Source organism: Patescibacteria group bacterium (assembly GCA_034660655.1).
Taxonomy (GTDB): Bacteria; Patescibacteriota; Patescibacteriia; order JAACEG01; family JAACEG01; genus JAACEG01.
Genome location: JAYEJU010000027.1, coordinates 1928 through 15562 on the forward strand (window position 1 = coordinate 1928; position 13635 = coordinate 15562).

A 13635-nucleotide genomic window follows, 5' to 3' on the forward strand; every position below is an offset into this window, starting at 1 on the left:
AAATATTATTTTAATAATAACAAAATAATTATAAAAAATCAATAAAAAATTTATTTTTTAGAATTTATATCTGATATTTTTATAACCATTCCTTCAACTAAGGCAATACTTATTTTTTTATACGCAATATTTAAAATACGTTGAAATGTGCTTTGAGATGTATTCATTTTTTTTGCGCATTCGGTCTGGTCTAAGTCCTCTATATTTTTTAATCTCAAAACCTCTAATTCTTCAATAGATAATTCAACTATTTTTAAATCTCGCATAGGGATACCTCGCGGTTTAAAATAATTTATTTTGTGGCAAAATCTTATTCTTCTCCGAATTCTTGGACGACCTAATTGTTGATTAATATTATTTTTCATAAATTTATTTATAAATAAAAATTAAGATAATTTTTATAAAAATTATCTTAATTTTTTAAAACTTATCTTCTTGCTCTTCTATTCTCTTGTCCTAAACCTCTTCCTAAACCTCTTCCTAAACCTCTTCCATTACCGTAATTTCTGTTTGATAAATCTTTTTGAGATTTTTCATTACATTTTCCTAAACCTCTTCCAGTCATAGGACCTTCCCCATTTGGTCCTGTTTGATCTTTATTTGGCATATATTTATTTTGTAAAAAATCGTAAAATCACATTTAATTATATTTTGGAATATTTACAATTTTTTAAATTAATTAACAATATTTAATTATTTATAAGTATATACCCATAAATATATTTTGTCAAGTATTTATAATTATAAATTTTTGTTTTTATTCTAAATGAACATTTTTATTTAATTCATCCATCTTTTTCTTCAGCTCTGAAAATTTATTTAAAGTTAAATCTAAATTTAAAATATATTCAGCAGAAACTTTTGCTTTTTCAATAATTTTGTAATCAAAAAGAGTCGCTATTTTAAATTCAGATATTCCTGACTGAATTTTACCATAAATTTCTCCATAACCTCTAAATTCCAAATCTATTTTTGCTAATTCAAAGCCATCATTGCATTTTACTAATGCCTCAAGCCTTTCCTGTGTTTTTTCACTTAAATTTTCATTAAACAAAAAACAATACGACTGAAAATCGCTTCTACCAACTCGTCCGCGAAATTGATGAAGTTGTGCCAAGCCAAATCTTTCCGCTCCCTCTATAATCATTATTGAAGCGTTTGCGACATCAACCCCGACTTCAACAATAGAAGTCGCCACTAAAATTTTTATCTTATTAGTTAAAAAATCTGACATTATTTTTTCTTTTTCCTTTGTTCTTAATTTCCCGTGTATTACTCCAATTTTAAAATCTAAAAAAATTTTTTTGCTTAATTTTTCATATTCTTCCTTAACTGATTTTACTCCAAGTTTATCGCTTTCATTAATCAACGGACAAACAACAAAAACTTGGCGTCCTTGATTTATTTGATTGCGAATAAAATTATAAGTTTTTTCTCTTTCTATCGGTTCAATAATTTTTGTTATAACTTTTTTCCTTCCTTTTGGCATCTCTTTAATAATACTTAAATCTAAATCTCCATAAAGCGCTAAATGCAATGTTCTTGGAATCGGCGTCGCTGTCATTGACAAAAAATGCGGAACTGTTTTTTTATTTCCTGATTTTTCTTTTAAACTTTTTCTTTGTTCAACTCCAAAACGATGCTGTTCATCTATAATTGCTAAACACAAATTTTTAAAATCAACTTTTTCTTGAATCAAAGAATGTGTTCCAACCACAATATCTACTTCTCCATTTTTTATTTTTTTAATAAAATCGTTTTTTTTAATTTTCTTTTTTTCTGAACAAATTTTTTGTTCAGTTCTTGTAAAAAGTCCTATTTGAATTTCAAAATTTTTATACAACTCTTGCAATGATTTAAAATGCTGTTTAGCCAAAATTTCTGTCGGAGCCATATATGCCGACTGTTTTTTATTTAAAACCGTATTTAATATAGCAATAGCAGCCACGACTGTTTTGCCAGAGCCGACCTCGCCTTCAATTAATCTATTCATCGGATAACTTTTTTGAGTATCTTTTAAGACTGCCCATGCTGATTTTTTTTGGTCATCAGTTAATTTAAATGGCAATGAAGAAACAAAACTCTTTATTTCGTTTTCCTTAAATTCAACTTTTTCAGCCAAGGAATTTTTAATTTTATCTCTAATAATAAAAGTTTGCAATTGAGCTAAAAACAATTCATTAAATTTTAATCTAATACTCGCACTGTTAAGCTTAACTTTGTTTTCAGGAAAATGGACTTGGCGCAAAGCTTGCGATAAATCCATAAAACGCAAATCTAATTTTATCTTTAACGGCAGCCAATCAATAATATTAACGGCTAACGGCAAAACTGATCTTATTAAAAATCTTATTTGCTTATTAGTAATGCCTGCTGTCAAGTGATAAACAGGCGCCAAGCAAGCTGTATTTGAAGTAAAATTCTTTACTTTCTCATATTCGGGGCTGATCATTTGCAATGTATTGTAATCTGCGTTGACTTTTCCTGATAAATAAATATTCTCGCCTTGCCTGATGTTTTTAGTCAAATACGGCTGATTAAACCAAATAACTTTTATAGAATCGCTTTTATCTGAAATGATTGCTTCAGTAATATTTTTTCTTTGCCTTGGACTTCTCCTATTTTGAATCAGATCAACTCTGCCAGAGATAGTAACCATATCTCCTGGAATTAGATCTTTAATTTGCTTTATTTGGCTGAAATCATCATATCTAAAAGGATAATAAAAAATGAGATCCTCAATGGTCTCAATTCCTATTTTTTTTAATTTTGAAGACAGTTTTTTCGCTATTGGTGAAATATTTTCCGCCTTGTCTAATAAAGTTATCATAAATATTTTATGTGCGTTCCCACCAGGAATCGAACCTGGATCGCAAGATCCGCAATCTTGTATTTTATCCATTAAACTATGGGAACAAGGATGCTAGGCCGTACAAAAATTTTATAGTTTCATTAATCTGCCGAATTCCTCGCTTGCTGAAAGCCCTTCTTTGTTCAAATTTTCCTCTAAATATTTTAATAAAATATCTCTTATGTTTAATGGAGAAATATTGTCGGCAAAAGGAATAATCAAAACTGTTTTTAAAACATTATCAATTTCAAAATAAAGGTTTTTTGTTTCAGGCGGATCATAAACTATCGAAAAATTATTTATTTCACTATAATTATAAAATTTTTTATTTAATTTAATGCCTTTTTCCATAATAAAAAAATTCATTTCCAATGGCTCTTTTTTATGTGAATTCAAGATAATAAGCGCCACCATAATAATTATAATCGGAAACAAAAAATTATTAGTTTTAATGCTAAATATTAAACAAATAAAAATAAAGACAAAGACAAAGACAAACCAAGAAATATTTCTCTTGTATTTCACGTATTCTGGGAAACTCCATTTTAACAATTTTTTTTGTTTGTTATTCTCCTCCATATAATTACAACTTTTTTTGAATTGACAAAATAGAATATTATTCTATAATAATAACATATTATTTCACAAATTTTAAATTGTCAATTTTGCGTTATTTAGAATTATTGTTTAAAATATTAAATATTTATCTGTTTAGATAATTAAAATACTAAAATAATTTTGGAGAGGTGCCTGAGTGGTTGAAAGGGGCACCCTGCTAAGGTGTTGTGCCTTCACGGGTACCGAGGGTTCGAATCCCTCCCTCTCCGCCATTAATCTTTGGAGAGGTCGCATAGTGGTTGATTGCACCGGTCTTGAAAACCGGAGTCCGTTCACGCGGACCCAGGGTTCGAATCCCTGCCTCTCCGCCAAAAATCGCGCAGGGTTCATAACAAGCCAAGGATTATCCTTTAGCAATAACTATTCCATAAACTTTTCGCGCACCGTGTTGCTTCAAAATTTGCGCGCATTCATTTAAAGTGCTGCAAGTCGTGGCAACATCGTCAATTAAAATAATATTTCTATTTTTTAAGCTTTTGCCTTTATAGGCGAAAGCTTTTTTTAAATTTTTTATCCTCTCTTTTGCTTTTAATTTTACTTGCGGTGTTGTATAGCAAATACGCTGTAATTTTAAGCTTATTGCTTGCGGTAAAATTATTTTCTGTTTTGCCAGCTCTTCTAACAATAATTCTGACTGATTAAATCCACGATATCTTATTCGCATTTTATGTAAAGGAACTGGAAAAAATAAAGTTTTTTCAGTTAATATTTTTGAAATAGCTCCTATCTCTTGGCCTTTTTTAATATTAGATAAAACATTCGCGATCATATCCGCTAAAATAAATTTCAAATCAAGCAAATAATTATATTTATAATGATGAATAATTTTTTTAACAATTAAATTTTTATAAGAACTGTGGCAAAAAATTCCGTCTAAACATTTTTCTTTCTTGCATTTCTCGCAAGTTAACCCTAAAAATGAAAATTTATGGCAAAAAGGGCAAGAATTTATAGGACTGAATTCAATATTTTCTAAACAATCATTACACAACCATCTGCCTGAAGCTCCGCAAATAACGCACTCTTCTGGAAACAGCCAATCTATAATAAAATTATTTAAACGCTTAAACATAACTACTCCCACTCAATGCTGTCAATAAGCCATTTTTCATTAACTTTAATAAGCCGCATATTTAAATTTTGATATTTAATTTTAGAAACAGGATTATCCTTATTTTTTATTTCTATTCTCTGGCAAACAACGGCAACATCTGCTATGCCATTTTCCAAAGTTGCCACGTCAATTATTTGGACTGAAAGAACTTTTGTTGTCACTCCATAATATTCCTTGTCTGCTCCATTTTTTTGTTCATTATGCAAATCATCAACCCATTTTTTCATTTTATCTGTCATTAAACAATTAATATCATTTAAATTAGCAAATTGTTGCGTGTCAGTGGAATAACTGCCGATTCTCTCTGCCGTAAAAACCACAATGCTTTTTAATTCAGCTTCTGGCGCTGGAATTTGATCATTATTATTAATAATATCTGGCTGACTATTTATATTATTGTTGATGTTATTGCTATCTGGAAACCCGTCTCCGCTATTATTGTTGCTATTAACAATATTATCAATAATTTTTTGGCTATTATCTCCAGAACTTATTTTTTTATAATAAAACCAAAGAAAAATTGATATTATAATTGACACAATTACAACAACAGCTATAATTTTTAAAATTAATTTTTTATTAAATCTCATAAAATATTTATTTATTTATTTCATTTATATCATCATCTTTGTTTTTTGATTGTTCATCAAATTCTTTTTTTGCTTCCTCTATTTCTAATAATTGCCGCGGATCAGAAGTTATTACTTGATCTTCCGTATAAGAAGCAACAACCTTAATAGCAGCATGTTTGCTTCCGGCAAAAAATATACCCTCTCCAATTCCGCTTTCTAAAAGCAAATATTTTTCGCCTTCTGTTAACATAAAAGTCTTTTGTATAATTTCAATAGCGGAAGTTGTTTGTTTCATAAGCAGTTGAATCGAAGAATTGTTAACAATTGCCTGTCCATAAGGCGAAACAAGAAAATCATTAACATCCTGAGTAATAGTTGTGACACCTAAATAATATTTTCTGCATCTTTTAATCAAAGCATATATAAATTTTGCTGAATCCTCCCTTTGCATCAACCACCATGCCTCGTCAATAACTAACATTCTCTTTTTCATTTCCGAACGAACAACATTCCAAATATAATTTATAATCATATATATCGCTATCGGCTTAAGTTCATCTTCCAAATCCCTTACTGAAAAAACAACCAATTGATTATCCATATTAACATTAGTATAATTATTTAAAAGCCCCGCGAAAGTTCCTTCCGTATATTTTCTAATTCTTAAAACTAAATCATCTGCCCCTTCCATTCCTTCTAAAATTTCTTGAAAATCCTGCATCAACGGCATCTTAGCTTTTCTTAAATCAGCATCAGGTGTGATGTCTTTTTTAGCGTAAGTTTCTATTAAAGCTCGATCAATTAAGGAATCCTCTTGATGGGACAAATCGCCCAAGATTAATCTCATCATTCCTTTTAAAGTAATAACAGAGCTTCTAATAATATCCCCTGTTTTAACTTCCTTATCAATTGAGCGAGGCAAGTCAAAAGGGTTGATCTTTGTCTCTGAATTAAGCGAAATATTAATATACGACCCGCCTACTGCTTCGCTTAAATGCTCATACTCGCGTTCAGGATCAATAATTATTACATCAGTGCCAAACATCATACTTCTTAAAACTTCCAACTTAATGCTGTAACTTTTTCCAGCTCCTGATGTCGCGAATACCACCATATTAGCATTCTGCAAAGAAAATCTATCAAATAAAATTAAACTGTTATTATGGCGATTTATCCCATATAAAATGCCTCCATCAGAAGTAAGTTCAGAAGACATAAAAGGAAATGAAGATGCCACAGGCCCTGAATTCATATTAAAAGGAATTTGTAGCTGATCATCGCATAACGGAACAGAAGAATTAAACCCTTGCTCCGCCTGATATAAAACTCTTTTACTTAAAACTAATTTAGAACCAAACATTGCCTCTATTTCTTCTGTTATTTCTTCCAATTTTTTTGGAGAATCAGCATAAATAGTCACGTAAAGAAAAAATTGAAAAAAATGTTCTATCCCCTGGGTTAAGTCATCTCGCAATTTTTCAATGTCCCTTAAAGCTGTTTCTCTGATTGGATCTCGCGGAGCTCCTTTTTCAGCGTCAGCGATTAACTGAGCTTCCAAATTTCCAACTTTATCCCTTAACTGTTTTAAAACAACACTAGCTTTGATCGGCATAAAAAACATGCTTATATCAAAGGTTGAGCTAAAATTAATAATAGGAGAAAACCATCCAACAGAGATATATCGCGGATAATCTATAGTAAATAATGTTCTCGCGTATTTATCTCCTAATTGGACAAAAGCTGATTTAACCTCAAAAGACGACGGCGCTATAATATCTTTTACAGTTACTATTCCGCGCCTGTAAGCTTTTTCTTCTTCCAAAATAATTTTTTCTTTTTTTACTTTTTTCGCGTCTTCTTTTTCTCTTTGAATAAAGCCTAGCTGCTCTTTCTTAGCTCTAGCTTTTGCTAACTCTTTTTCTTGTTGTTTTATATCGCTTGGTTTAAACATAAAATTTTTATTTTTCCACTCTTAATTTTTGCAAATCAGGCAACGGCTGCTGATCAGATATGGAAGGATTATAAATATTATAATAAAGTTCAATTAAGCTTTGTGTATCCAATATGACTGAATTTAGACTCATACTGCTTAGGCCACTTATAGTAGTATCAACTCTTCGCATCAAATCTTTATGCCGCCTTAAAAAAACATCTCTTTTAAGTTTTACTACCGAAGCCGAAGAAAAAACTTCTAACATTTTTCTAAAAAATGATTTTTTCTCGTCTTGAAACGGACTATAGGGAATAACTATATAAAATTTCTTTGTCATAATTTGTCCGATTTTTACTAATTCAGAAATGTAATTGCGATATTCAGCAGTTTGCATTTTTAATAAATCATTTGTTTGCTCCTTTCCTAAAATTCTTAATTTTTGCAGATATTGATCAATGTTTAATTTTCTTGATTGAATAACAATTTGAAAAGGAAAATCAAAAGAATTTAAAAAATTTATGTAAGCTTGGATGATAGCTTCTTGCTCTTCAGCCGATTTTAAAGAAAAATTTATACTAGAAATCATAAGAACAGAAACCAATGTCCCATCTTTTAATATAACGCAGTCATCCTTTATTTCAGAAATGTTCAAATATTCTTGGGTTGTTTTTCTAATAATCTTTTTTTTAGCCATAATTTTTTTATAAGATGTTTAGGATAATTGGGAATGTAATTCTAATCTAAATTTACTTCCTCCTGATATCTGCCACCCGTGTCAACAATTAAGGATAATTTAGATAATTTAGATTTTACCAATATTTTTGGGCGTGATAAAACAACTTCTTTTTCAGCGTCCTTTTTATCAGCAATCCTGCTTTTAAATTCAGCAATGCCGAAATCCTTGCACCAAACTCTTCTTTTCGGTCTAATAGAAGTCTGTATAAAATTTAATAAAAAATAATGTATTGGACGACCATTAACTCTTGTAAAAGCAAAAATAGAAGCAATCCCAAAAATAAAAGCAGATAAAAGCAAAAACAAAAGAAAATCAACAAATTTATAAAAAATAATTGACAAAAGCAAAGCACACATTAATAAAATAAATTGCCTAATGGTAATAGGGCCAAAAATTTTATTTTCTATGTCAATAAATTGTGGAACAACAAATTGCCGCATTTTTAAATTTTAATTTTTAATTTTTTATACTCTTAATTCTCTATTTAATTGCTCTATTGCCTCAAATTCTTCCAATGTTAAAATTTGCTTTTTTTCGTTTTTCATCTCCTCAATGATATCATCTACTTGTTTGCGCTTGATGATTGCGTTATGCAAAATATCCAAATAAATTTTGTTTATTTCGCTTTTTTTCCATGCTTTCATGCCTAAACTGCCTTTTTCTAAAGATTCTTTTACTAAAATATTTATTTTTTCCTTAATTTTTTTAATAGCTTCATAAGGATTTTCAGACCAGCTTCTAAAATCTTTTATTGTTAACTCTGATAATTCATCAACAGGTCCGACAAGTTTTGATTTTTCATCAACAGAAATAATTTTGCCAACATCTTTTATTTCCTTTTTTTCAAAAATTTTTGGCTTAATATCTTTTTTTTGACTTTTGCTAAATAAAAAATCCATAAAAGATTCTCTTTTTTTAGCAGGCTCTTTTTTGTCTTCTATTTTTTTTCCGCCATCCACCGGCTGGCGGAGCTGATCATCTTTTCCTTGCTTTTTATCTAAAACTCTATCTATGCTTTGTTCTTCTTTTTTAGATTTATTTTCAATGCTATCCTGCTTTATGACAGCTGGCGGAGGCGGGCTTAAAATTTTTTGTTTTTTATCATTAATAACAACATTATCAATATTTTTATTTTCAGCATCTGGTGTTATTTTACCTGATTTTGAAACCAATGGCAAATCATATTTTTCTTCTATTGCTTGATCCTTGATTTTTTCTTGTTTTTGTTTTTCTAAACCGTCTCCATTTTCTATTTTTTGCTTTCTTATCTTTACAACTGATAAAATTTTATCCACAATTTCACCTGAAAATTCCATTCCTGCTTCATTTTCTCTTCTTCGCAAAATATCCTTAAAATCAATTTGGCTTCTTACGCCTTTAATAGCGCTAATAATAATATATTTGAATCTATTTTTTAATAAATCTTTTTTAAAATTAATATCTAATCGCGAGATTATTTTTTCTGCTTCCCTTTCCCAATCAACTGATTTAATAAATACTGACTTTAATTCTTTGATTTCATTTTCTTTTTTTTCAATCTCATCTTGCTTTCTATCCGTTGCTATTTTTTCTTCGCTTTTAATATTAATATTTTTTATAGGCTCATCTTTTACTTTCATAATCTTTCGCGAAACAACCGCTGGCTCTGCTTGTCTTTCGTTTTTAAAATCGCTTATAATATTAAATTCTCTAAATATTGATTCTTCTAATTCTCGCGATATTTGAAAAGCAATATTTTTTTCAAGCGCCAAGCGATTTTCCAAAAAATTCGCTAAATTATCCGCTTTATTTTTGTCAACAGCCACTTCCATTAAAATTAAAGCCAGCTTAATTTTATATTTTTTTTCGACTTCTTCCAAAGACGACAAAACCATTGGCGATGACAAAAATCGCTTTTTTTCTTCTGACAACTGTTCAAATTTTTGCAAAGTTTGCTTAAGCATAAAATATTAATAAATTTCTAATTTTCAATTTTCAATTTCTAAACAATTTCTAATAAATCAATTTTTCAATTTTTCATTTACTGTTTTTTAATGTTGTTGATATTTTATTAAAAATCAATGTTAATTCATGAGCTTCTTGCCAAAGATTTTTTAATTCTTTTTTTGCTTCCAAATTTACTTCCGCTAAAAGCTCCAACCAATATTTTGTTTCTTGAATTTCCTTTCTGCAAATAAATATTTTATTTCTAAAATCTTTCTTTGAACTCGCTCCATTAGCCTCGCAATAATTTGCTCCAACACTTGTTGCGGAACGAATAAGTTGAAATATAATATTGCTATTCATTTCATTCTTCTTTATTTTTAATAAAAATCTTAATATTTCTTTGCTAAATTTTTTTGTTCTCTCTTCTAAATTATAATTCATTTTATATTATTTGTTAATTGAAAATTAAATCATTGAAAATTGTTTAGAAATTAGAAATTAAAAATTGAAAATTATTCTGATATTTTATCAAGCTCATCCTGGATTGCTTTTCTTTCTAAGCTTCCTTTTTTATATTGATTAACAAGAGCGTTAAGTTCTCTTTTTCTCGCGACAATATGACTTCTGTCAATCTTTCCAAGCACCTCTTCTTCAATAACTTTTTTTTCTATTTCGCCTCTAAATTCATTTTCTAATTTGCCTGCTTTTTCATATTTGTAATCTTCCCGTTCTTGATCTGTTATTTCAAGTATATTAATTTCCGCTGATTCTTCCTTTGCTTTTTTCTTTTCTTTTTTTACTGGAATAATCTCCCAATCTTTAATTGGTATATTAGCCATATTATTAGGGAAAAATTTTAAATTGCCATAAATAGCCAACAATTGTTTTATTTTTTCTTTTTCTGTTTCTAAAACTTTTTTAGCATTATCAAAATGCGATAAATATTCAGAAATAATTAAACTATTAATCTTCGATGTTCCTCTTTCTTTTATAAAATCACTTAGCCAATTACCAATAGTTGGGCTTTTTATTTTATCATCAATTATAATATTTTGTGAAGTTAATTTTTCTACATTATTAGATAAATCTTTTAATAAATTTTGTTGAAAACTATCTAAATTCCACAACAAAAAAATTATTTTTTCATTTAATTGTTTTAATTTTTTATTTGAATAAAAATCAATAACATTTAATAATTTTTTTCTAAATATTGATCTTATTTTTTGTTCATCTCTTTCTAAATTAAAATTGTCTTCCCCAATAATTATATCTTCATATAAATAATCCAAAATTGGTTCGAAAATATATTTTTCTAAATCATTTTTAATATTTATGGCTGTATTATTATCTTTTTTATATTTATTTTTAAAATAATCTAACAATTCATCCATTAATAAATCTTTAGTTGCTACGCTAAAAACAATCGTGGAAAAATCCATATTGTATTTTTTACTTAACTTTTTAATTTCTTCTTTAATTTCTTTATTATCTATAGCGTTCTTTATTTCCCATGGCAATTCTTTAAATTTTTGATAATAATTTTGCGTCATAAAATATTTTATTCTTTATCGTTTTGAAAATTATTTTCCTCATTAATATTTTCTTCTTTTTCTTGATTATTTTTTTTAATTATTTTTTTTATATTATACTCTATATTTGATTCTTTAATATTATATTTTTTTACATCATTTTTTTTCTCTCTTTTATCTGGTTCATCTTGTTGTTGTATCTGACTTGAAAATTCTTTTATATTTTTTGATTGTTCTTTGATTGATTTGTCTGTTTTATATTTTATCTCACTATCTGCGTCTTTTTTAAATTGATCTGCATAATTAGTTTTACCGCCAAACATATCAACTTTCCCAACTTCACTCATACTATTTTTTATTTTTTCTCCAGTATCTTTAAATGTATTTCCTAAATCTTTTATAGAATCTTCTAAATTGCCAGTATCTATAGTGTCTGCCACCCGATTCTCTTCTACCTGTACCTGATTTTTTTTATAATCTCTTACTTTTTCTTGAATTTTTGGTTCATTTGAATGTTCTATTTCTTTCAACCTACCTGGACGCAAACCAATATCTTTCAAATTATTTTTAGTTTCTTTGTCCAACTGAGAACCTTTTTCCCTTACCCAAGTTTTTCTAGTGTTAGCCATGGCATCGGCAAAATATTCATGCATAACATCATTCTCCGACATATTTTTTCCATTATGCCAAATTTTTCTTATCTCGTCATCAATAAATTTTCTTTTATCATTATCTATTCCTTCCCAAACCTTTCTTAATTTATTTTGATCTACACTTTCCAATTGACTATGCATTGCTTCGTGAGCTATTACAGCGCGAGCGCTTTGCCCACCTCTTCCCTTGTTTATCAACTGTAAACTTTTAGAAGATTCTATTTTTTCTGTAATGTTTTTTAGTTCATCTTCATTATATCCTTGATTTTTAAGTAAACCAAATAATTTTTCTTTTATTTTATCTTTATCCTTTCCTTTTATATTTGCTCCAGCTCCTTTCAAATCAATTTGGTCAAAATCAAGCGCTAATCTAACATTATCTCTTTTTTCTCCTCTTAATAATTTATTGACTCCTGTAATTTTACTAATGCTTGGCGATTCTTTCTTGCTTTGAGATGAATCAACATCAGCCATAAAACGAGTATAAGCATTATTGACATTTTGATCTCCAAAATCAGCTTGATTAGCGGCTGATCTCCATAATCTCTGACCTGTAAGATGACCGTTTACATTTAATTGTCCTGATGTCTCGTCAATGTTAATATCATTAATATCAAGTCCTGATTCACGAGCGTAATATTCTCGCAAACCTCTTATTATTGCTCCTCTATCTGCCCTGGCTGTTTGAGAATTAGTGGACAAAGAACCGCTAATTTGCGGAGATAAATCTCCTTTTTCAAAAACCCCCTCATTAGACAGTCTAAACAACTCATTTGGAGTTAAATTATTGAATTCTTGATAACCTAAATCGTTAAGTCTCCTGAACGCCTCATTCTGCGTCTTTTGTGTTATTGGTCTATTATCTCTTCTAGATGCAAACATCTCACTGCTTGGCATTTTTTCTTGAGCTACTCTTTTTATCATATTTGCTCGTGCTCCAAATGCTCTCTGATTAGCTAATTTTGCAATAGTATGAGGGTTGTCATCAAATTTAGACACATATCTTCTTGCTTGTTCCTCTTCTTGTCTTTCTTTATATCTTAAAGAACCTAATGTTTTTCTTGCCAATGCTCCAGTGCCAGAAAATCTTATAAACCGGCTACTGCTACCAGAAGTTCTATCTAAAAAACCTTGCACATTTTCGCTCCTTGCCATTCGACTAAGAGCTGCATCTGGAACTGCTCTCGCAGCTCCAACTGTTGTTTTCCTTATTTTATCAAATCCGCCCTTCACTATCCTATCCCCTCTGCTAGTAATTGACCGATACGCGCCACCGGCGACTGACGCCGCCATTCCGCCAAGCTGTTGCGCCACAATCAAAGACGCCATTAACATCACAATCGCTAAAATAAAAGTTCCCATGACTTCGGCTGATCCAATAGATGCCAGTCCCACTGATATCCCTTCGTTCGCAAGCATATTGCCTTCAGGATGAAATATAGCGTTGCTAGTTCCTTTCACGGTTAAAAAAGATAACCAAATGAAAAAAGCTAAAACAGGTCCTGTAAAAACCCATTTTGTAAAATTTTGCACCCATTGCGAAGCGTATTTATTCCCTGCTGGCGAAGCTGAAAAAAGAAAAGCAAAAGGAGACAATATTACTAAAATCCAAAGCGCGGCGATCCTTATTACAAGAACTAAAGTAATTGCCGCTATTACTACTAAAGCTATTATAGAAAAAACTAAAGCTAAAATCATTGTGC

At 29.4% G+C, this 13635-nt stretch carries 13 protein-coding genes and 3 tRNA genes; 2 read left to right on the top strand and 14 right to left on the bottom strand.

Translation table 11 applies throughout. The features are described 5' to 3' along the window. Nucleotides 1–50: 50 nt before the first annotated feature. The 5 genes from U9O55_02145 to U9O55_02165 all read right to left on the bottom strand — a co-directional run bounded on the left by U9O55_02145 (nt 51) and on the right by U9O55_02165 (nt 3286). Nucleotides 51–365 carry a DUF134 domain-containing protein gene (locus tag U9O55_02145; protein MEA2088621.1) on the bottom strand — a complete coding sequence of 105 codons (315 nt, stop codon included), beginning with the start codon at nt 363–365 and terminating at the stop codon, nt 51–53. Between the two features lie 62 nt (nt 366–427). Then, nucleotides 428–607, bottom strand: coding sequence for a DUF5320 domain-containing protein (locus tag U9O55_02150; protein ID MEA2088622.1), 180 nt, complete (start codon nt 605–607; stop codon nt 428–430). 150 nt (nt 608–757) lie between these two features. Then, nucleotides 758–2830, bottom strand: coding sequence for an ATP-dependent DNA helicase RecG (recG, locus tag U9O55_02155; protein MEA2088623.1), 2073 nt, complete (start codon nt 2828–2830; stop codon nt 758–760). A 14-nt stretch (nt 2831–2844) separates the two neighbouring features. After that, nucleotides 2845–2916, bottom strand: a tRNA-Arg gene (locus U9O55_02160). Between the two features lie 25 nt (nt 2917–2941). After that, nucleotides 2942–3286: a hypothetical protein gene (locus U9O55_02165; GenBank protein ID MEA2088624.1), complete on the bottom strand. Its 345-nt coding sequence runs from the start codon at nt 3284–3286 to the stop codon at nt 2942–2944. A 305-nt stretch (nt 3287–3591) separates the two neighbouring features. Here U9O55_02165 and U9O55_02170 point away from each other — a divergent pair. Both U9O55_02170 and U9O55_02175 read left to right on the top strand, forming a co-directional pair. Continuing rightward, nucleotides 3592–3681 (top strand) — tRNA-Ser (locus U9O55_02170). Between the two features lie 9 nt (nt 3682–3690). Then, a tRNA-Ser gene (locus U9O55_02175) sits at nt 3691–3780 on the top strand. Nucleotides 3781–3812: 32 nt separating this feature from the next. Here U9O55_02175 and U9O55_02180 read toward each other — a convergent pair. The 9 genes from U9O55_02180 to U9O55_02220 all read right to left on the bottom strand — a co-directional run. Further along, nucleotides 3813–4541: a ComF family protein gene (locus tag U9O55_02180; protein ID MEA2088625.1), complete on the bottom strand. Its 729-nt coding sequence runs from the start codon at nt 4539–4541 to the stop codon at nt 3813–3815. Between the two features lie 2 nt (nt 4542–4543). Then, nucleotides 4544–5173 (bottom strand): hypothetical protein, encoded by a 630-nt coding sequence (locus tag U9O55_02185; GenBank protein ID MEA2088626.1) that lies wholly within the window; start codon nt 5171–5173, stop codon nt 4544–4546. 7 nt (nt 5174–5180) lie between these two features. Next, on the bottom strand, nt 5181–7106 hold the full coding sequence (locus U9O55_02190; protein MEA2088627.1) for an ATP-binding protein: 1926 nt from the start codon (nt 7104–7106) through the stop codon (nt 5181–5183). A 7-nt stretch (nt 7107–7113) separates the two neighbouring features. After that, nucleotides 7114–7782, bottom strand: a complete 669-nt coding sequence (locus U9O55_02195; GenBank protein ID MEA2088628.1) for a hypothetical protein — start codon at nt 7780–7782, stop codon at nt 7114–7116. A gap of 41 nt (nt 7783–7823) precedes the next feature. Beyond that, nucleotides 7824–8264 carry a PrgI family protein gene (locus tag U9O55_02200; GenBank protein ID MEA2088629.1) on the bottom strand — a complete coding sequence of 147 codons (441 nt, stop codon included), beginning with the start codon at nt 8262–8264 and terminating at the stop codon, nt 7824–7826. A 24-nt stretch (nt 8265–8288) separates the two neighbouring features. Then, entirely contained in the window at nt 8289–9767 is a 1479-nt protein-coding gene (locus tag U9O55_02205) for a hypothetical protein (GenBank protein ID MEA2088630.1), read from the bottom strand. A gap of 73 nt (nt 9768–9840) precedes the next feature. Further along, entirely contained in the window at nt 9841–10191 is a 351-nt protein-coding gene (locus tag U9O55_02210; GenBank protein ID MEA2088631.1) for a four helix bundle protein, read from the bottom strand. 71 nt (nt 10192–10262) lie between these two features. Then, entirely contained in the window at nt 10263–11300 is a 1038-nt protein-coding gene (locus tag U9O55_02215; GenBank protein MEA2088632.1) for a hypothetical protein, read from the bottom strand. 8 nt (nt 11301–11308) lie between these two features. Then, the coding region (locus U9O55_02220) for a hypothetical protein (protein ID MEA2088633.1) at nt 11309–13635 on the bottom strand (2327 nt) is incomplete at its 5' end.